Origin of the sequence: Moraxella sp. (genome assembly GCF_030525845.1) — a bacterium.
Lineage (GTDB): Bacteria > Pseudomonadota > Gammaproteobacteria > Pseudomonadales > Moraxellaceae > Moraxella.
The window spans coordinates 77,271-95,803 of sequence record NZ_JAUNDY010000001.1 but is presented as its reverse complement, the minus strand read 5'-3'; the positions used below and the strand labels follow the sequence as shown (position 1 = coordinate 95,803).

At 40.5% G+C, this 18,533-nt stretch carries 18 protein-coding genes and 1 pseudogene; 12 read left to right on the top strand and 7 right to left on the bottom strand.

The genetic code is table 11. From position 1 onward, the window contains the following. The first annotated feature begins 45 nt into the window (after positions 1 to 45). Positions 46 to 2,124: a glycine--tRNA ligase subunit beta gene (gene glyS / locus Q4B79_RS00440; RefSeq protein WP_303084450.1), complete on the top strand. Its 2,079-nt coding sequence runs from the start codon at positions 46 to 48 to the stop codon at positions 2,122 to 2,124. A 91-nt stretch (positions 2,125 to 2,215) separates the two neighbouring features. Here the strand turns inward: glyS and glyA are convergent, their stop codons facing one another. Both glyA and Q4B79_RS00430 read right to left on the bottom strand, forming a co-directional pair. Further along, on the bottom strand, positions 2,216 to 3,595 hold the full coding sequence (gene glyA / locus Q4B79_RS00435; RefSeq protein ID WP_303084449.1) for a serine hydroxymethyltransferase: 1,380 nt from the start codon (positions 3,593 to 3,595) through the stop codon (positions 2,216 to 2,218). Positions 3,596 to 3,669: 74 nt separating this feature from the next. Then, positions 3,670 to 4,140, bottom strand: coding sequence for a chorismate lyase (locus Q4B79_RS00430; RefSeq protein ID WP_303084448.1), 471 nt, complete (start codon positions 4,138 to 4,140; stop codon positions 3,670 to 3,672). 235 nt (positions 4,141 to 4,375) lie between these two features. Between Q4B79_RS00430 and leuC the strand changes: the two genes are divergently transcribed. The 10 genes from leuC to leuB all read left to right on the top strand — a co-directional run bounded on the left by leuC (position 4,376) and on the right by leuB (position 11,065). After that, on the top strand, positions 4,376 to 5,797 hold the full coding sequence (gene leuC, locus Q4B79_RS00425; RefSeq protein WP_303084447.1) for a 3-isopropylmalate dehydratase large subunit: 1,422 nt from the start codon (positions 4,376 to 4,378) through the stop codon (positions 5,795 to 5,797). A gap of 61 nt (positions 5,798 to 5,858) precedes the next feature. Then, entirely contained in the window at positions 5,859 to 6,380 is a 522-nt protein-coding gene (locus Q4B79_RS00420; protein ID WP_303084446.1) for a hypothetical protein, read from the top strand. Positions 6,381 to 6,453: 73 nt separating this feature from the next. Continuing rightward, complete coding sequence (locus tag Q4B79_RS00415) at positions 6,454 to 6,681, top strand: hypothetical protein (protein WP_303084445.1); 228 nt, start codon at positions 6,454 to 6,456, stop codon at positions 6,679 to 6,681. Further along, on the top strand, positions 6,665 to 7,060 hold the full coding sequence (locus Q4B79_RS00410; RefSeq protein ID WP_303084444.1) for a type II toxin-antitoxin system VapC family toxin: 396 nt from the start codon (positions 6,665 to 6,667) through the stop codon (positions 7,058 to 7,060). The genes Q4B79_RS00415 and Q4B79_RS00410 overlap by 17 nt, the downstream gene beginning before the upstream one ends. After that, a complete protein-coding gene (locus Q4B79_RS00405) occupies positions 7,061 to 7,375 on the top strand; it encodes a hypothetical protein (RefSeq protein ID WP_303084443.1) in 315 nt (104 codons plus the stop codon). Positions 7,376 to 7,377: 2 nt separating this feature from the next. Then, on the top strand, positions 7,378 to 7,956 hold the full coding sequence (locus Q4B79_RS00400) for a GTP pyrophosphokinase (RefSeq protein ID WP_303084442.1): 579 nt from the start codon (positions 7,378 to 7,380) through the stop codon (positions 7,954 to 7,956). Positions 7,957 to 7,973: 17 nt separating this feature from the next. After that, a complete protein-coding gene (locus tag Q4B79_RS00395; RefSeq protein ID WP_303084441.1) occupies positions 7,974 to 8,507 on the top strand; it encodes a YbhB/YbcL family Raf kinase inhibitor-like protein in 534 nt (177 codons plus the stop codon). Between the two features lie 24 nt (positions 8,508 to 8,531). Next, on the top strand, positions 8,532 to 9,182 hold the full coding sequence (gene leuD / locus Q4B79_RS00390; RefSeq protein ID WP_303084440.1) for a 3-isopropylmalate dehydratase small subunit: 651 nt from the start codon (positions 8,532 to 8,534) through the stop codon (positions 9,180 to 9,182). 19 nt (positions 9,183 to 9,201) lie between these two features. Further along, positions 9,202 to 9,966 (top strand): hypothetical protein, encoded by a 765-nt coding sequence (locus tag Q4B79_RS00385; protein ID WP_303084439.1) that lies wholly within the window; start codon positions 9,202 to 9,204, stop codon positions 9,964 to 9,966. Positions 9,967 to 9,997: 31 nt separating this feature from the next. Next, complete coding sequence (gene leuB / locus Q4B79_RS00380) at positions 9,998 to 11,065, top strand: 3-isopropylmalate dehydrogenase (RefSeq protein WP_303084438.1); 1,068 nt, start codon at positions 9,998 to 10,000, stop codon at positions 11,063 to 11,065. Between the two features lie 534 nt (positions 11,066 to 11,599). Here leuB and hpt read toward each other — a convergent pair. Then, a complete protein-coding gene (hpt, locus tag Q4B79_RS00375) occupies positions 11,600 to 12,130 on the bottom strand; it encodes a hypoxanthine phosphoribosyltransferase (protein ID WP_368500041.1) in 531 nt (176 codons plus the stop codon). A gap of 140 nt (positions 12,131 to 12,270) precedes the next feature. On the opposite strand from hpt, the gene Q4B79_RS00370 reads away from it, so the two are divergent. Continuing rightward, positions 12,271 to 12,582, top strand: coding sequence for a TfoX/Sxy family protein (locus Q4B79_RS00370; protein WP_303084437.1), 312 nt, complete (start codon positions 12,271 to 12,273; stop codon positions 12,580 to 12,582). Positions 12,583 to 12,599: 17 nt separating this feature from the next. On the opposite strand, the gene Q4B79_RS00365 is transcribed toward Q4B79_RS00370, so the two are convergent. The 4 genes and pseudogenes from Q4B79_RS00365 to Q4B79_RS00350 all read right to left on the bottom strand — a co-directional run bounded on the left by Q4B79_RS00365 (position 12,600) and on the right by Q4B79_RS00350 (position 18,396). Beyond that, positions 12,600 to 12,953 (bottom strand): hypothetical protein, encoded by a 354-nt coding sequence (locus tag Q4B79_RS00365; RefSeq protein ID WP_303084436.1) that lies wholly within the window; start codon positions 12,951 to 12,953, stop codon positions 12,600 to 12,602. Positions 12,954 to 13,177: 224 nt separating this feature from the next. Next, the gene (gene ttcA / locus Q4B79_RS00360; RefSeq protein WP_303084435.1) at positions 13,178 to 14,263 is read right to left on the bottom strand and encodes a tRNA 2-thiocytidine(32) synthetase TtcA; all 1,086 of its coding nucleotides are present in this window, start codon (positions 14,261 to 14,263) and stop codon (positions 13,178 to 13,180) included. A gap of 356 nt (positions 14,264 to 14,619) precedes the next feature. Beyond that, positions 14,620 to 17,082 (bottom strand): annotated as a pseudogene (gene rlmKL / locus Q4B79_RS00355) (bifunctional 23S rRNA (guanine(2069)-N(7))-methyltransferase RlmK/23S rRNA (guanine(2445)-N(2))-methyltransferase RlmL); the annotation flags it as partial. A 144-nt stretch (positions 17,083 to 17,226) separates the two neighbouring features. Then, complete coding sequence (locus Q4B79_RS00350; RefSeq protein ID WP_303084433.1) at positions 17,227 to 18,396, bottom strand: mechanosensitive ion channel family protein; 1,170 nt, start codon at positions 18,394 to 18,396, stop codon at positions 17,227 to 17,229. Positions 18,397 to 18,533 lie beyond the last annotated feature (137 nt).

The window sequence follows — 18,533 nt, the reverse complement described above, 5'->3', positions numbered from 1 at the left end:
CGCAAGAAACTTAATTTGTCATATATAATCGAAAAAGGTTAAACAATGAGTACCATCTTATTTGAACTTGGCTGTGAAGAACTGCCACCCAAATCCCTAAAAACCCTAGAAACCGCCCTAAAAACAAGCCTTGAAAAATCGCTTGTGGACGGTCAAATTGCCTTTGACAGCATTAAAAGCTATGCCAGCCCACGCCGTTTGGCGGTGCAGATTTTTAATGTTGCCAGCGTTACGCCTGACAAAGTAGAAACCAAAAAAGGCCCTGCGGTCAAATCCGCCTTTGATGATGCAGGCGAACTTACCAAAGCAGGTCAAGGCTTTTTACAAGGCTTAAATGCGGGAGGCTTAAACCTAACCAAAGCCGATTTAATCACACTTTCTGACAAAAAAGGCGAATACATTGGCTATGAGCTGACCGTCAAAGGCGAAAGCGTGGACGAGCTATTGCCCCGCCTTATGCAAAAAGCCCTAGACGAGCTACCAATCGCCAAAAGAATGCGGTCAGGTGCCGACAAACACGAATTTGTCCGCCCTGTCAAATGGGTGGTGTTAATGCGTGATGGTGCGGTCATTTCTGCGACCATTCAAGGACACCAAGCGAGCAACCAGACCTGTGGACACCGTTTCCACGCCCCTGATTTTGTAACGATTTCTAATGCCAACGATTACGAAAGCGTGCTTGAAAATGCCTATGTCATTGCCGATTTTGCCAAACGCCAAACACTCATTAGCGAACAAGTCGCTCGCCTTTCCGATGAAGTTGGAGCGACCGCCATTGTCCCTAGCGAGCTTTTGGACGAAGTAACTGCCCTTGTGGATTATCCTGTTGCCCTAAGAGCAACTTTCCCAGAGCGGTTCTTGGCGGTGCCACAAGAAGCCTTGATTAGCACAATGCAAGCTGACCAAAAGTATTTTTGCTTAACCAAAGACGGCAAATTACAGCCTTATTTTATCTTCATCAGCAACATTGACAGCACCGATAAGCAAGCGGTCATTTTGGGCAATGAAAAAGTGGTGCGACCCCGTCTGGCGGACGCAGAGTTTTTCTTTTTACAAGACCAAAAACAGCCCCTGTTCGCCCTGTCCGAAAGCCTAAAAAACCGTGTGTTCCAAGAAAAACTTGGCACGATTTGGGAAAAATCCGAACGCATTGCCAAGCTTTCTGCCTTTATCGCCACGCAAATTGGGGCGAATGTGGATAACGCCACGCGTGCAGGGATTTTGGCAAAATGCGACTTGGCAAGTACGCTGGTTGGCGAGTTTCCAGAACTGCAAGGCGTGGCGGGGACTTATTACGCCCATCTAAATGGCGAGCCTGCCGATGTTGCGAATGCCATTGCCGAGCAGTACCTGCCCAGATTTGCAGGCGATGACTTGCCAAAAACCGACATTGGCGTGTGCCTTGCTCTGGCTGACCGTTTGGATACGCTGGTTGGGATTTTTGGCATTGGCGAGATTCCGACAGGTTCAAAAGACCCGTTTAGCCTTCGCCGTGCCAGCATTGGTGTTTTGCGGATTTTGATTGAGAAAAAATTACAACTTAATTTGGTTTCGCTCATTGAGCAAGCGATTTTAAATTATGGCAACAAATTGCCCAACCTTGCCAAAACCTTTACCGATGTGATGGAATTTATCCACGCTCGCTATCGCCCAATGTACGAAGACAAAGGTGTGGCGGTGGATACGATTTTGGCGGTACAAGCCATCAATCCGCATATGCCCCTTGATTTTGATGACCGTATTTGGGCGGTACAGGCGTTCCGTGCTGAGCCGTCTGCCAAAACACTGGCTCAAAACAACAAACGGGTGAGTAACATTCTTACCAAAGCCGAAGGCGAGATTAACGCCACTATTGATGAGAAATTGCTCACCGAAACGGCTGAAAAATCCCTATTTACCGCCCTTGTCAATGCTCAAAATGCCTGCAAACCCTTGCTTGAAAAAGCCGATTATCAAGGCATTCTAAAAACTTTGGTAAGTTTGGACACGCCACTCACCGAATTTTTTGATAATGTGATGGTAAATAGCGATGATGTGGCACTTAAAAATAACCGCCTTGCCCTCTTAAAACAAGTGCGAGAGCTGTTTTTGAGTGTGGCAGACGTGGGCGAGCTCATCGTGTAATCTAAGTGGTAATAATAAAAGCCTTGTCAATGACAGGGCTTTTATTGGCACAAGAAAAATCCGCCATATGATGACGGATTTTGCAAATCAATTATTTATTGATTTTTGCCATCGCCTTTTCATAAAATTCATTGAATTTATCTTTGGCGGTGTGGACAAACTCATTATCAGCTTGCTCATCAATCATGTCGCTGATTTTGGCAAACATCTCTTTAGTTTTGGATTTTTGATATACAGGTAAGCGAGTACAAATTTCGGCGACTTTTTCACGCACTTCGCCAATCACTTTTTCATCGCCACGCGAGTCTAGCACATCGCAGACCCACCCTGCCAACTCACGCACATCATCTTCTTTGAAACCACGAGTGGTAATCGCAGGTGTACCCACACGAATACCAGAGGTTACAAAAGGCGATTTAGGGTCGTTTGGCACGGAGTTTTTATTTACGGTAATATGAGCATCGCCAAGCCATTTGTCAGCATCTTTGCCTGTGATGTCTTGCTTAATGAGACTAACTAGCATGAGGTGGTTTTCTGTGCCGCCTGACACCACATCATAACCACGAGACATGATAACTTCTGCCATGACTTTGGCGTTTTTGACAACCTGTTGTTGGTAGGCTTTAAAATCATCGCTCATCGCTTCTTTGAAGCAAACCGCCTTGCCGGCGATGGCGTGCATGAGTGGACCACCTTGCGAGCCAGGAAATACAGCTGAGTTGAGTTTCTTCTCAATCTCTGGGTTGGCTCTTGCCAAAATGAGACCAGAGCGAGGTCCTCGTAAGGTTTTATGAGTAGTGGTGGTAACAACATCGGCAAACGGCACAGGGTTTGGATAAAGACCTGCTGCCACAAGCCCTGCCACGTGTGCCATATCTACCATTAAGTATGCACCCACTTCATCGGCAATCTCGCGGAATTTTTGCCAATCCATGACTTGCGAGTAAGCTGAAAACCCTGCGATAATCATCTTTGGCTTATGCTCACGAGCCAAGCGAGCCACTTCATCATAATCAATCAAGCCATTGTCATCAACACCATAATGCACGGCGTTGTAGGTTTTACCAGAAAAAGATACGTTTGAACCGTGTGTCAAATGTCCACCGTGAGCAAGACTCATACCAAGCACAGTATCACCTGCCTCTAGCAAGGCAAGATAAACTGCACCGTTAGCATTTGAACCTGAATGAGGCTGAACGTTGGCGTAGTCTGCACCAAACAGGGCTTTGGCACGGTCAATGGCGATTTGTTCAACCACGTCTACATGTTCACAGCCGCCATAATAGCGTTTGGCAGGATAGCCTTCGGCGTATTTATTGGTTAGATTTGAACCTTGAGCTTGCATGACCGCGGGCGAGCAGTAGTTTTCGGAGGCGATAAGCTCAATATGTTCCTCTTGGCGTTTACCCTCAGCATCAATCGCTTGGGCAAGTTCTGGGTCGTAGGCGTAGATTGAGATGTCTTTGAACATAAGATTTTCCTAGAAAGAAAAAAGGGGATAAATTCATTTAGTTTACCATAATTTCACAAAATTTGCTGAGGATTTTAGGGCGGCGTGATAAAATCGCAAAAATCAGATAAAAATCGCTCCTCAATTAAAATCAAATGCTCACGCCACTGATACACCGTGCGTCTCCCCCAATGTTCATCATAAAAAAAAGTGCGTACATGCGGTAATCGACGATTTTTTTTAAAAATAACATAACCGATGGGCGTACCCCTAAGATGTCGCAAACGCTTGGCTTGACCAAATAGAGTAGGTAAAGGAAAAATACTTCTTGCTTTGACCCATGCCCTATCCTGACTACCCAGTAACAACACCTCACGCACCCATGCCAACGCTGGGCGATGCACAGGCAGACCCAATATCTTTTTGGTGTGGCAGTCAAGAGGCTGATAACCCTCGCTGATAATCTGCACACGCAACGGTCGCCCTGCCCTTTTTTCCAGTAGAGCTGTCAAAGAACCATGCGAATCCAAAAAAGGGTGCAAATGCGGTGGTACAGATGAATGCATTTAATGATGTGTCAGATTAATTTTTTGCAATTTTAGCACATTTCAACCAACAAATCATTGACTGACAGTGCGATGATACTACCCCACCCCATCATTTCTGCCCATGCTAAGGCAAAGTATTGATATTTATTCTAGATGGTTATTAAATTTATAAAAATAATAAATTAGATTTATTGCTTTGTTGTGCTATAATCGCTTAAAATAAACAAAATTACCAACCATTCGGAGATGAGAAATGGCAGGCAAGACCTTATATGACAAACTTTGGGACGACCATTTGGTCAAACAACGAGATGATGGCTCGTCTTTGATTTATATTGACCGTCAATTATTACATGAAGTCACCAGTCCACAAGCATTTGAAGGCTTACAGCTCGCAGGGCGTACCCCTTGGCGACTGTCGGCAAACATTGCCACACCCGACCACAATGTCCCGACTTCCACCAAAGAACGCTCGCAGGGCATTTCGGGCATTGAAGACGATACTTCTCGCATTCAAGTCAAAACCCTTGATGACAACTGCAAAACCTTTAATGTGGTGCAATTTGGCATTAACGATGACCGTCAAGGCATCGTCCACGTGGTAGGACCAGAGCAGGGCTTGACCTTGCCGGGAATGACGGTGGTGTGTGGCGACAGTCATACCGCAACGCACGGTGCTTTGGGCTGTTTGGCACATGGTATTGGTACTAGTGAGGTTGAGCATGTTTTAGCTACTCAGTGCCTTGTACAAAAGAAAATGAAAAATATGCTGGTACGAGTGGACGGCAAACTGGGCAAAGGAGTTACCCCAAAAGATGTCATTTTGGCAATCATTGGCAAAATTGGCACAGCAGGCGGAACGGGCTATGCCATTGAATTTGGTGGACAGGTGTTCCGTGATATGTCGATTGAAGGGCGTATGACGGTGTGTAATATGGCGATTGAGGGCGGTGCAAGGGTTGGACTTGTGGCGGTGGACGATAAGACGATAGATTATGTCAAAGGTCGCCCCTATGCCCCAACTGGCGAGAATTGGGACAAAGCCGTTGCCTATTGGAATACCCTAAAATCGGACGATGATGCTCATTTTGATGCGGTGGTGGTGTTAAATGGCGATGAGATTGAACCACAAATTTCGTGGGGAACTTCGCCTGAAATGGTCATTCCAGTCTCCGCCAATGTACCAACCTTAGATATGGCAAAAGACGATGTGCAAAAAAATGACTGGACACGAGCTTATCAATATATGGGCTTAACAGCAGGTCAATCATTGTCAGACATTACCCTTGACCGTGTGTTCATTGGCTCGTGTACCAATTCTCGTATTGAAGATTTGCGAGAAGTCGCCAAAATCGTAGAAGGTAAAAAAGTCGCCCCAACCATCAAGCAAGCAATGGTTGTAGCAGGTTCAGGTCAGGTTAAAAAACAAGCAGAAAGTGAAGGTTTGGATAAAATCTTTATTGATGCGGGATTTGAATGGCGTGAGCCGGGCTGTTCTATGTGTCTTGCGATGAATGCGGATAAATTGCAATCAGGTGAACATTGTGCCAGTACGTCTAACCGTAACTTTGAAGGTCGTCAAGGCAATGGCGGTCGTACGCACCTTGTGAGTCCTGCAATGGCGGCGGCGGCGGCAATTTATGGGCATTTTGTGGATGTGCGAGCGGTGGCGTAGCAGTAAAAATTGGGGGTATTTATTGAATATCCTCAATCCAAATATTATTGTGGAGAATAAGATGACAAATTTGGATTTTTTAAAAACAACCTTAGCAGAATGTGCAGAAGTACCAGATATTTTGTTGGATAAAATCCAATATGATGGCAATGATGAATCATTACTTTATGATGTGTTATTTCCGCTTTTGGGTTGGGATTTGGATAATGGTTATGCGAGTTTTGCTGACGGTCAATTTATGGAATATATGGAATGGAAAGAACCCTGTATAGATTTTGAGAAGTTCTTTATTATCAAAAATCGTCAATTGGTAATTGATACCAGCGATATGTTTGATGATTATGAAGAAGCTGTTGGTGATGAAGATGAGTGTGATGAAATGGATTTTTATGACTATTGTGATTTGCATCGCCAATATATTATTGGCTATTTCGATAAGAAATTAGCACCGCATAATTTGCGTTTGGTGGAATTGGGTTTACAAGAAAATGCTTATTTTTTGCTGATTCATAATGATGAAAATAAAATTAAAAAGTTGATTGATGCTTTTGATAAGTTTAATATTCCAGTGATTGCAGAATAGTGGTTGGATAGAGATTTTTTTATGTTAACCAAAATTTAGTTATGATTGTTGTGTTGTTAAATGGGGAAATGGTATGCAAAATTTTAATGTACAAATCAAAGATGAACTTGTGCCTGTATTTATGAAAATGATTGCAGGTTTTGGGCAAGATATTATGATTAAAAATGATACCACTACCCCAAAAATTAAAAAACGAGATTTATCTAAATTGGTTGCTCACCCCAATACAATTAATGGTAACTATGATGATGTGATAAATGTTGATTGGGAAAAGGAATGGTATAATGACTTACCAAAATAACATTTATTTGGATACGCATATTTTGGTATGGCTTTATCAATCCAAAACAAACCAATTATCCAAAAAAGTGGTTGATATTTTGGAAAATATGGATAATTGTTTCTTAATTTCGCCAATGGTTATTTTGGAATTAGAATTTTTATATGAAATTGGTAGAATAAATGCAAATACCAAGCAAATATTTAATCACATTAACCAAGTTTTGGACTTAAATATTTGTCAAAAATCTTGGTTAGATGTGGTTAATGTTGCCAACCAATTGAAATTCACACGAGACCCATTTGACCGTTTAATTGTTGCTAATACAATGCTTGATGATAATATTTTAATCAGCAAAGATAATAAAATTAGCGATTTTTATAAGAAGTGTGTTTGGTAAATGAATTATTCCAAACTTATCAAAACTATAATTACCGACCCCATAGAAGTCTCCGATGAATTATGGGTATTTAAAATAGAAATTTTTAAAAATCAAAAAGGCTATTTTGCTACCCTTTGGCGATTGGACAGCTATAATATCGCCCCAACTTTTACGAGCCTAGCAGAACATATTGCCAGCGAAACATTTTTTATTGATGACAGTTTTCGTTTTGATGGCTTGGGATTGTATGGCGATGATGTTAAATATTTTCAAACGCTTGATGAGTGTCGAAATTATGTGTTAAAGTGTATTGATGATGAATTTGGTGTATAGTAATGAATGATTATTTGGCACAAACCGAACGCCTAATCCGTGAAATTAATCAAATTCACGCTCAATATTCCAATGATTATTTTGAAACAGGCAAAGTCGCAAAGGTAAATTTATCACGCACGCTTGCTCATGTGTCAACTGAGCATATTTTATCTTATCGTTTGAATTTACACGAAGCGATTAATGATTATTTGTTTTTTGCCGATATTAAAGACATTCATTTTTATTATCGTGTCAAAACTGCTGAAAGTATTCATGATAAAATCAATCGCTATTTGGCAAGAGAAAATCAATATCCAGTTAATAATATTTTAAATGATATTTTTGGAGTAAGAATGATTTTGCCGTCCGAATATATCAGTCAAATTTTAGAGAATTTGGATAAATTTAAAGCCGAATATCAACTTAAAAATTGGTATTTGCGAGATGTGGACGGCTATATTGGTATTCATATTTATTTTAAAAATTCCAGTAATTTTTATTACCCTTGGGAATTACAGATTTGGGATATTAAAGATGCCAAAGCCAATATCGAAAGTCATCGTTTATATAAACGAGAATTTGTCAAAAATATTGTTTAATGTAAAAGGAAAATTTTATGAATGACCTAGCTCAAAACCCTTATTTAGAAGTTCGCCAGCCCGCCCAGCCACAAGGCGAAATGGTGTTAAAATGTGCCGATATTGCCCCTAATAGCACCTTATCCAATGATTATGTGGCAAATATTTGGGGATTTACAGGCAATAACATCAGCCCAGAATTACAATGGGCAAACGCACCTGCTGATACCAAAAGTTTTGTACTGACAATGTACGACCCAGACGCACCAACGGGCTGTGGTTTTTGGCATTGGAATGCGTTTAATATTCCTGCTGATTGGAGTAAATTACCTAAAAATGGTTCAAATAATTTTGGTAATGGCATTTTGGAATTGCAAAATGACGCAGGTTTAACAGGCTTTATTGGGGCATTTCCTCCACAAGGCGATAAACCGCATCGTTATATTTTTACCCTATATGCGTTAAATGAAGTGCTGGATTTACCAAATAGCATTAGCCCTGCCGTGCTAGGATTTAATTTAAATGGTAAGGTATTGGCAAGTGCCAGTTTGACGGCTTATTATCACTGGTAAGATTTTAATTAAAAGGCAAAAATTATGAAGCAATACACCACCGAAATCGGCATCGTTGCCCCCCTAGACCGTGCCAATGTGGATACGGACTTGATTATCCCTAAGCAGTTTTTAAAATCCATTAAACGCACAGGTTTTGGCGATAATTTATTTGATGAATTGCGTTATTTGGACGAGGGCTTTCTAGGGCAAGACATTGCCAAACGCCCAAAAAACCCTGATTTTGTGTTAAATCAAGAACGCTATCAAGGGGCGACTATTCTACTTGCTCGTACCAATTTTGGTTGTGGTTCTAGCCGTGAACACGCCCCTTGGGCATTAAATGAATATGGCTTTCGCACCGTGATTGCTCCAAGTTTTGCGGACATTTTCTTTAATAACTGCTTTAAAAACGGAATGCTTCCTGTCATCCTTTCTGAAAGTGAAGTTGATGAATTATTTAAAGAATGTTTTGATAATGTCGGCTATCAATTAACCGTAGATTTACAAAATCAAAAGGTGATTTCGCCAAGTGGCAAAGAATATCCTTTTGAAGTGGACGCATTTCGTAAGCATTGTTTATTAAATGGTTTGGATGATATTGGTTTGACGTTGCAAAATAGCGATGATATTAAAGCCTTTGAACAAAAAGCCCGTGCAAAGAGACCTTGGGTATTTAGAGAATTAACGGCTTGATTAAATAAGAGAGGAACAGATGAGCCATTTTTCTGCAATTGGTTTTAATGTTGAAACTGTTGATGATTATAATTCATTGATAGAGCAAGTATTGCAAGTTGCGACTGAATATTCTACGCACGAAAATTTAACTTATTTGCGTTATACTGACCCAAGCGGTGCAGAAATTTGGCTTTGTACCAATAATGATAAAAAAGAAATTGTTTGTGCTACCCCTTGTTTTACATCAAAAACCACACAAAAAGTGGGTATCAATGCTGTTACTCCCATTGAAAACGGAGAATATGGCGATGGTACAATTCACGGTTGGTTAAATGCTACGAATTATGACCAAAAAGATGGTTGGCTAGATGGTTATTATCCAGTAATTGTTGATGTACCGAATTATTTGGATTATCAAGATGATAATAAGATTCGTATTTCGTATCTAACTTTATTTGCTGAAAATGTTGATATTTTTGATGACAGAAATGATTTTGATAAATGGCAAAAACAAGATGGTGGAGAGGGAGAGCTTAGTTTTAGTTCAGAATTTTTTGGACCAAGTGGTATGTTTACCGATGATGAACAAAGTGAACCAACTTCTATTGTCTTGGCAGGATTAACTGTACTTGAAGCCGAAAAACGTTTGAATACATTAAGCAATAATGAATTTTATTGGTGTCGTGTTAGCACTTATGGCGGTGAATATGAGGCTGTATTTCCGCTAGATATGTTTGATGATGTGCCAAAAGTAGGAAATATTATTTTTGGTCATTATTGGCTAACGGGGCGTTTTGAATAATTTTTTTTTAGATTTTTAAAAGGAAACCCTTATGAAACACATTGCAATCCTAAATGGCGACGGTATCGGACCTGAAATTGTCGCCCAAGCGGTTAAAGTATTGGATAAACTTATCCAAAATGGCTTACAGGTAAGTTATGAATACGCCAAATTGGGCGGAGAGGCTTATGATGAATACGGCTCGCCATATCCTACCCAGACCCAAGAGATTGTGCGAAAAGCCGATGCGGTATTATTGGGGGCGGTAGGTTCTCCGCAATACGACAATTTAGAGCGTCCATTACGCCCAGAACGAGGGCTTTTGGCAATTCGCAAAGATTTAAATTTATTTGCCAATTTACGCCCTGCCATTCTTTATAAGGAACTTGCCAATGCCTCTACTTTAAAACCAGAGGTGGTATCAGGGCTTGATATTTTGATTGTGCGAGAACTCACAGGCGATATTTATTTTGGCGAACCTCGTGGTATTATTACCAATGACAAAGGCGAGCGTGAGGGCTTTAATACGATGCGATATAGTGAGAGTGAAATTCGCCGTATTGCCAAAGTATCATTTGAATCTGCCCAAAAACGAAATAAAAAATTATGTTCGGTGGATAAAGCCAATGTCTTAGAAACCACCGAACTTTGGAAAGAAATTTTTAATGAAGTGGCAAAAGATTATCCAGATGTCGAGCTTAGCCATATGTATGTGGATAATTGTGCGATGCAACTGGTTAAAGCCCCAAAGCAATTTGATGTGGTGGCGACAGGCAATATCTTTGGCGATATTCTCTCTGACCAAGCGTCTATGTTGACAGGCTCTATCGGAATGCTCCCGTCTGCAAGCCTTGATGAAAATGGTAAGGGCTTGTATGAGCCATCGCACGGCTCTGCCCCTGACATTGCAGGACAGAATAAAGCAAACCCTTTGGCGACCATTTTGTCGTTGGCAATGCTCCTGCGTTATAGCCTAAATGACGAAGCTCGTGCCAAACAAGTGGAAAATGCCGTGCAAGCGGTGCTGGCGGACGGACTGCGTACAGCGGATATTTATGAAGATGGCACACAGCTTGTGAGTTGTACCGAGATGGGCGATGCGGTGCTTGCTAAGTTGTAAGATCATCAAATAAGCCATCAAATGATTGATGGCTTATTTTTTACATGCATCTAGATCCAATGATCAATCTACAAGAAACCAAAATTCTTTTATGGCACCATAAAAGAAAATACATACAAAACCTAAGATTTGCTTGATGTATCAGCCAACAATAATCCAAAATTACGCTGTGGCTTTTTCTGTGCAACCCATCAATGCTATCAAGTGTCACAAAATTGATTATCCATTGGATGTAATGTGATATTCATGCTGTCCAACCCATTGAAAGACTCCTTAATAAGAAATATCAAGCAATCCACCCATATCACAAACCCAAACCCAGCAATATATTAACCGCCACTTACCAAGCTTTGAGTTTGCATACCAATCCTGCGATGATTAACAAAGATTTTTTTATTAATTGCTTCACCCATGGGAACACAGATGGATTTTTGGCACGAGACACTCTTTCTTATTTTGTAACCAAGTCTCATGCCCTACCATGACAAGACTTGGCTTACACAAATTAAGATTCACACCAACATCACTTAAACATCAAAGCCCAATTTCCCCAATAAATGGCAAATGACGGTATTTTTGTTCGTAGTCCAACCCATACCCCACAATAAACCTATCCTCTACCTCACAACCCAAAAACTTCACGTCCATTTCCACCACACGGCGAGAGGGTTTACTCACAAGCGTACAAAGTTCAATGGAGTTTGGTTCACGAGTTTTTAAAATTTCCACCACCTTAGAAAGAGTACGACCAGAATCAATAATATCCTCAACAATCAGCACATCTTTGCCACGAATGTCGCCATCCAAATCCTTTAAAATTTTGACATCACCGCTTGAAGTCGTCCCTGTGGCATAGCTTGATGCGGTCATAAAGTCAATTTCGTGCGGTTTGTCAATGGCTCGACACAAATCCGCCATAAAAATCACCGAACCACGCAACAGTCCAATCAAAACAAGGTCTTTTTCACTGTTTGCATAATGATCGTTGATTTCTTTACCAAGTCGCTTTACCATTTGGGCGATTTCATCGCTACTAATCATGACGTTTAGGGTTGGTGAGGTCATAAAATTACCTATTTTGGACACATTTATCAATAAGAATTAAAAGATATTTGGTTGATTTGCTATTATAGCACAAAATATTAATTGAATAAAAATATTTAATCACACCGATAGCCATTGATTTTTAACAATTAGCCCATATCATGATTAAAACTTCCTATTTGGCTAATACTTTGATGATTAATTATCTATGCGAACAGCTTGCTCCGCTGGGCGATATTTCTTATAAACGAATGTTTGGCGGTTATGGTGTATTTTTAAACCACACAATGATTGGCATTGTCCAAGATGACGAAATTTTTATCAAAAAATTAAAGATTGATGACAATGACAATCGCTTTGGCTATTTAAGACAGGGTAAAATGGTGTATTTAAATTATGTTTTAATTGACAGACTATTGCTTGATGAACAAGATGAACTCATTGCATTGGTAAAATCATTTTTACATAACTAAAATATTTTATAAAAAGCTCAATGACCACTAATAAATACCGCATTAAATAATATGGTGGGAGAATGAATAGTATAGGTCAAAAACAGCACAATAACAGCAGCAATCTTAATATTTAAAATCGCCCATGAATGTTTTTCTAAAAAAATTAAGAAAAATCCTATTAAAAATTGTAATGCTGGCAATATCAATATCACCCCAGTTTGACATAATTTTATTACCCAAGTAATATGGGTAGGGATACCAAAAAATTCAACATCATCAAACATACCTATAAAATCATAGTTGGGATTATGCCCACCAATCAAATAAATTAATGTTCCTTGAGAAATGGCTAAAACAAACAATGCTGCCAACAATAAAAATTTTTTCAACATTAACTCTCTCACAGCAGTGAATTTATTGTTTGATTGTGTTTGGATGAATATGTTATCACTTGATAAACAAACCAAACTTATCGCATTGGTTTAACAGTTATTTAACCCAATGCAAAGGCGTGTAATATATACCAACCAACCCTTAAAAATGATACAAAGTAATTATCCTTAGGGGCGAATTGAAATTCGCCCTTACAAACCAAACATTAAATTTGTATTTATCAAATCACAGGATTTATTACAGGAATTTTATTTCCCTTTTCAGACTTATCCTGATTAAATTTCGGATTAAACGATTGTACTTGTGGATTAACAGGTAAACCCATATCGGCAAGTTTTTCCACCACACCCACTTGAATGTTATCGCCTTCAAAAAGACGCTCATTATCGTCTCTTGCCAGTTTTAAACTTTCAAAATCAAACAATTCTCTATCCACCAACTGACTGGGGGCGACATTTTGGAGTGCTTTAAACATACTTGCCAAACGTTTTGGGTGTGCCTTATCCCATTCACGGAGCATGTCATTTATCATCGCTCGTTGTAAATTCTCCTGCGAGCCACACAAATTACACGGAATGATTGGAAATTTTTTATAATTAGCGTATTTAATAATATCCTTTTCGGCAACATAGGCAAGCGGGCGAATTAGGATATTTTGTTTATCGTCCGATAACAGTTTTGGGGGCATTGCCTTTAAACTTCCGCCGTGAAATAAATTCAAAAAGAAAGTCGCCAAAATATCATCTCTATGGTGTCCTAATGCCACTTTGGTTGCCCCAATTTGTTTGGCAAAACCATATAATGAGCCACGGCGAAGTCTTGAACACGCTGAGCAATAAGTTTTGCCTTCTGGCACAACGGATTTGACAATGCTATAAGTGTCTTTTTCTAAGATATAATAAGGAATGCCTTGTTTGGAGAGATATTCTGGCAAAATATGCTCTGGAAAATTGGGCTGTTTTTGGTCAAGATTTACCGCAACCACTTCAAAATTAATCGGGGCAATGCGTTTTAAAAATAGCAAAATATCCAGCAGAGTAAAACTGTCTTTTCCGCCAGAAATACAAACCATCACCACATCGCCATTTTCAATCATATTAAAATCACGAATCGCCCAAGACACTTCTTTTCTCAACTTTTTTTGCAATTTTTTAAAGCGAGCTGATTTAATGCCATCATCAAAATCATGTACTTCATTATCATCGCCATCATCATGCTCATCAAATGTTTCGGACGATTGGGAGAGGGCTTGAATGATTTCTAAATCATCATTATTTAAATTTTGGTCTAAATTTGATTGTGTCATGTTTGTTTCTCAAATTAGTTTTTGGATTTGACTTTGTATTTTTTGGGAGCATTCTCAGTAATTGGGTTTTGGGATTGATTGTCAATCACAGGCATTGCCACCAATTTACCGTCCACTTTTTCATAACGCATTTTGGGTTTGGTAGGGGCAGTAGTTTGCATTTCTATCAATTCTGAGACATTTTTATCAAAATTGGCTCTAAAATGAGCTTTGGCATTTTTAATACCGCCTTTGGTATTTTTATCATCAGACTTTTTATCGTTGAACTTATTAAAATCACGCTTTTTAAAGTCAGATTTTTTATCCAATTTACTAAATTTGCCTTTGGTGTGGTCTTTTCTTTTAAAGTCTGATTTTTTATCAAATTTTGAATGGGGGTTTTTGTCGGTTTGATGATCTTGACAATCCTCATTTACCCAATCATCTACCACCGCATCAAAATCACTTTGTACGTCATAGGTTCTCATGGTTTGGTTTTTGTGCGTGATTTTAAAACTTTGATGAATGGGTTTTTTAAGATTAAAATCCACACCGACGGTTTTATCGGTCAGCTCAATCACTTCATAACGATTTTTAACTTCCTTGGATAATTCAAATTTGGTAAAGTTATTACTAAAATACAATACGCCATTTGATGTCAATCTATTCATGGCACGGCTGATGAGTGCAACATGGTCTCTTTGCACATCAAAAGTACCTTTGAATTTTTTGGAGTTTGAGAAAGTGGGTGGGTCAATGAATATCAAATCAAATTGCTCGGTATTGTTTTTGAGCCATTCAAAGACATCGGTCGCAATAAATTCATATTTGGGCTTTTCATCTAATGTGCTGGCGGTCAAATCCAGTCCATTTAAGGCAAAATTTTGCTTGCCCCAATTTAAATAATTGGCGGACAAATCCACGCTGGTTACTGACTTTGCCCCACCCATTGCCGAATGCACGCTGGCGGTACACGTATAAGCAAACAGATTTAGGACGTGTTTGCCCCGACTTTCGTGTTTGATGATTTCACGCATATTGCGGTGGTCGATAAAAAGCCCTGTATCCAAATAATCGGTAAAATTGACATACAAATACGCATCATGCTCATGAGCAATGTACATTTTTTTGTTTTTGCTTTCGGTTTTGGTGTATTGGTCATTGCCTGATTGACGCATGCGAGTTTTAATAAAAATACTTTCACGATGTACATGGAAAATATCACGAATTGCCGATAACACCAAATTAAAACGAGCTTTGGCAACTTCAACAGGGATTTGTTTGGGTGGGGCGTATTCTTGGACGTGGATTTTATCGCCATATACATCAATCGCCACGTTATAATTGGGTAAATCCGCGTCATAAATTCGCATGTTGCTGATATTATACTTAATGGCATACTTTTTAAGATTGGCGATGTTTTTTTGTAAGCGGTTGATAAATTCTTGGCTGTCAGGATTGTCAATGTCTTTTTTAATAAAATTGGCAATCAAATCGGTGTTGGCGTGATTGGTTTTTTCAACATCAATTTGCCCATGACGAAAATACACCGTCAGTACACCGTTATGACATTTTAACGTATTTGGGCTGACAATTGGCAAGGTATCAGCATGCTCAACATGACTTGCCAGCACCGCCAAATCCGCTCGTTTGCACCGCCCACGCAAGCCGTCCGCTACAATCAGCCCCAAACCGTGATACAAAGGTTTGATCAAATCGCTCTCGCCCAAGCGTTCGCCATAAGGGGGGTTAGTGATAACAAGTGTATACTCAGTATCGAGCGTGGCTAGGGCAGATTTGAGCTGGGCAAGCGGTCGCTGAGCAAGCCCAATCCGCTCGGCAATGGGGGCAAGGGCAGACGCCAGTAGGTTTTTGTGGCAGGCTTTGACCGCCTGTGCGTTGGCGTCAGATGCGATGACGGTGAATTTGCCAGCGATGAAATCTTGTTCAAGTTGTGCTAAATTGTCGTGAAATTGGTTCAACGCCTCATTTGCCAAACTTTGCCACAGCTCATTATCGTGGTGCTCCCAATGATAAAAGCCAAACTCGCTTGCCTTTTTGTCAATGCCGACAGGGTAGTTTGTCCGCATGAGCAGGGCTTCGGTGATGAATGTACCAGAGCCACACATGGGGTCAATCAAGGCGGTGTGCTCGCCCTTGTACCAACCGCATTCATAAAGCAAGGCAGACGCCAAGTTTTCTTTTAGGGGTGCGTCCGTGTTCGCCACACGATAGCCACGACGGTGTAAACTTGTACCAGACAAATCCAAATACAATTCACAAAGCTCGCTGGTGGCATGGGCATAGATGTGAAAATCAGGGGATTTGTCCACGCTCGGACGCTCACCCAATTTGCGATTAAAGCAGTCCACCACCGCATCTTTGATACGCAAGGTGGCAAATTGTTGGTTGACGTTTAGGCGTTTGTCGGTGGATAGGCGGATAACAAAGGTATTATCCACCCCAAAAATGCTTGTCCAATCATAGCGACTGGCAAACTCATACAAAGCAGACGGCACGTCCTCATCAATGACTTTGGTTTCTACGGTACGGGTGGTTTTTTGTCCACTTGTTTCACGCACTTGGTTGACGGTTTGGGTTTTTTGGCAAAAATAATACTCACCAATCGGCAGTAATACACGGCTCGCCACTCGGCTGTATAGGCAGATTTTATAAAAGTGAGTCAAAGACACACGCACTCGCACTCGCCCCGTCCGCATGAGTTGCCCTGTCAGTCCAAACAAAGCAAGCTCGGTCAATAGGGCATTTTCTAGCCCTTCTGCACACGTAATCACAACATCAAAGGCGTTGGGGTCAAACTGGGCGAATGGTGAAATCATGGCGGTTTTTTCTGTGTTGATAAACGGATAATTATAGCATAATTATTAAATGTTGGCTATTTTAACACCAATTCAATGTGATGTTGTACAAACGCCATGTCAGCCCATTTGGTGCATGGTAGCAACTCAATCGCCAAATATCCTCTAATCACTTTTTGGCAATTCCACTACATCAGTATCAATTTTCACCTGACTTTTTGGCAATTCCACCGACAACGCCACTTTGGGAATGGTCATGCCTGCCCCTTCTAGGCTATTTTTGATTTTTTCTTGCATTTGTTCTTTGATGATGGGAATGCGTGCCACTGACAAGGGAGCCACCCAAAACCGCACAATCAAATGAATGGCATAATCGCCAATCTCGCTCATTGTTACCATTGGGGAAGGCTGACGCAACACAACTTCTTCTTTGGCAAGAGCCTCCAAAATCGCTTGGCGTGCGTCTTCAATGCTGGCACTAAGCTCAATGCGAGTTGGCACGTCAAAACGTATCATTTTTTTGGAAGTTAAATTCACCACGTCCGATGATGACATGGTGGCGTTGGGAATGATGATGATGATGTTATCACGGTCAAGGATTTGGGTGGCTCGTAGGCTGATTTTGACAATTCGCCCTTCTTGGTTGTTGATACGAATCCAGTCGCCCACCTGAAAAGATTGCTCCACCAAAATGGTAATCCCAGCGATGAAGTTGGCAAGCGTGCTTTGGGCGGCAAAACCCACCGCCAAACCCACAATACCAAGACCCGCCACCAGCGAGACGATGTCGAAGCCAAACTGTGCCAAAATGGTCGCCAACGCCAGCACCATGATGACCACCGAAACCATGTTTTTTAACAACTGCTCAATGGATGCATTTAGCTCATAATGCTTTAACACACTTGCCAAAATGTGTCCGCTATTTGCCCAAAGCACATAATAAAATCCCGCCCAAGTGGTCGCCCTTGCAGTAGCGGTAATGGTTTTGGTTTCAGCACCAATTTGAGTCATCACGGCAAGCGTGCTTAACACCAACCATGCATAGCGAAACACCGCCCGTGTAATCCATACTTGGCGTTGGGACAAATGCACTTTATGTTTAAGGTGTTTTAAAATATAAACCACCAACCAATAAAAAAAGCCAATCACCACCAGCAAAATCACGCATTTAATCACAATCGCCAAAAACGTAATGCCACGCTCCGCCCAGTTTATCACGCCATCATCAAGCGAGCCACCCAAAGACACATAAATGCTTTGGTATAAGTCATAAAAGATTTTATTAAAAAAATCCGCAAGGTGGGTTTGAATGGCTGGCATGGTAAAACAAATCATGATTTTGGCGAAAAAAATATTTTAGCATAAAATTTGGGCGCATTAAATATCCGTTTTGACAACCAACAACCCCATCACAAATCTATTTTTATTTTCGGTCTTGTTAAACAAAAAAATACATAAGCTAAAATATACCC

Bases quoted from the DNA above. Each gene is read 5' to 3' on its own strand.
- glyS (WP_303084450.1), top strand. From the start codon at position 46: ATGAGTACCATCTTATTTGAACTTGGCTGTGAAGAACTGCCACCCAAA.
- glyA (WP_303084449.1), bottom strand. From the start codon at position 3,595: ATGTTCAAAGACATCTCAATCTACGCCTACGACCCAGAACTTGCCCAA.
- Q4B79_RS00430 (WP_303084448.1), bottom strand. From the start codon at position 4,140: ATGCATTCATCTGTACCACCGCATTTGCACCCTTTTTTGGATTCGCAT.
- leuC (WP_303084447.1), top strand. From the start codon at position 4,376: ATGGCAGGCAAGACCTTATATGACAAACTTTGGGACGACCATTTGGTC.
- Q4B79_RS00420 (WP_303084446.1), top strand. From the start codon at position 5,859: ATGACAAATTTGGATTTTTTAAAAACAACCTTAGCAGAATGTGCAGAA.
- Q4B79_RS00415 (WP_303084445.1), top strand. From the start codon at position 6,454: ATGCAAAATTTTAATGTACAAATCAAAGATGAACTTGTGCCTGTATTT.
- Q4B79_RS00410 (WP_303084444.1), top strand. From the start codon at position 6,665: ATGACTTACCAAAATAACATTTATTTGGATACGCATATTTTGGTATGG.
- Q4B79_RS00405 (WP_303084443.1), top strand. From the start codon at position 7,061: ATGAATTATTCCAAACTTATCAAAACTATAATTACCGACCCCATAGAA.
- Q4B79_RS00400 (WP_303084442.1), top strand. From the start codon at position 7,378: ATGAATGATTATTTGGCACAAACCGAACGCCTAATCCGTGAAATTAAT.
- Q4B79_RS00395 (WP_303084441.1), top strand. From the start codon at position 7,974: ATGAATGACCTAGCTCAAAACCCTTATTTAGAAGTTCGCCAGCCCGCC.
- leuD (WP_303084440.1), top strand. From the start codon at position 8,532: ATGAAGCAATACACCACCGAAATCGGCATCGTTGCCCCCCTAGACCGT.
- Q4B79_RS00385 (WP_303084439.1), top strand. From the start codon at position 9,202: ATGAGCCATTTTTCTGCAATTGGTTTTAATGTTGAAACTGTTGATGAT.
- leuB (WP_303084438.1), top strand. From the start codon at position 9,998: ATGAAACACATTGCAATCCTAAATGGCGACGGTATCGGACCTGAAATT.
- hpt (WP_368500041.1), bottom strand. From the start codon at position 12,130: ATGACCTCACCAACCCTAAACGTCATGATTAGTAGCGATGAAATCGCC.
- Q4B79_RS00370 (WP_303084437.1), top strand. From the start codon at position 12,271: ATGATTAAAACTTCCTATTTGGCTAATACTTTGATGATTAATTATCTA.
- ttcA (WP_303084435.1), bottom strand. From the start codon at position 14,263: ATGACACAATCAAATTTAGACCAAAATTTAAATAATGATGATTTAGAA.
- Q4B79_RS00350 (WP_303084433.1), bottom strand. From the start codon at position 18,396: ATGATTTGTTTTACCATGCCAGCCATTCAAACCCACCTTGCGGATTTT.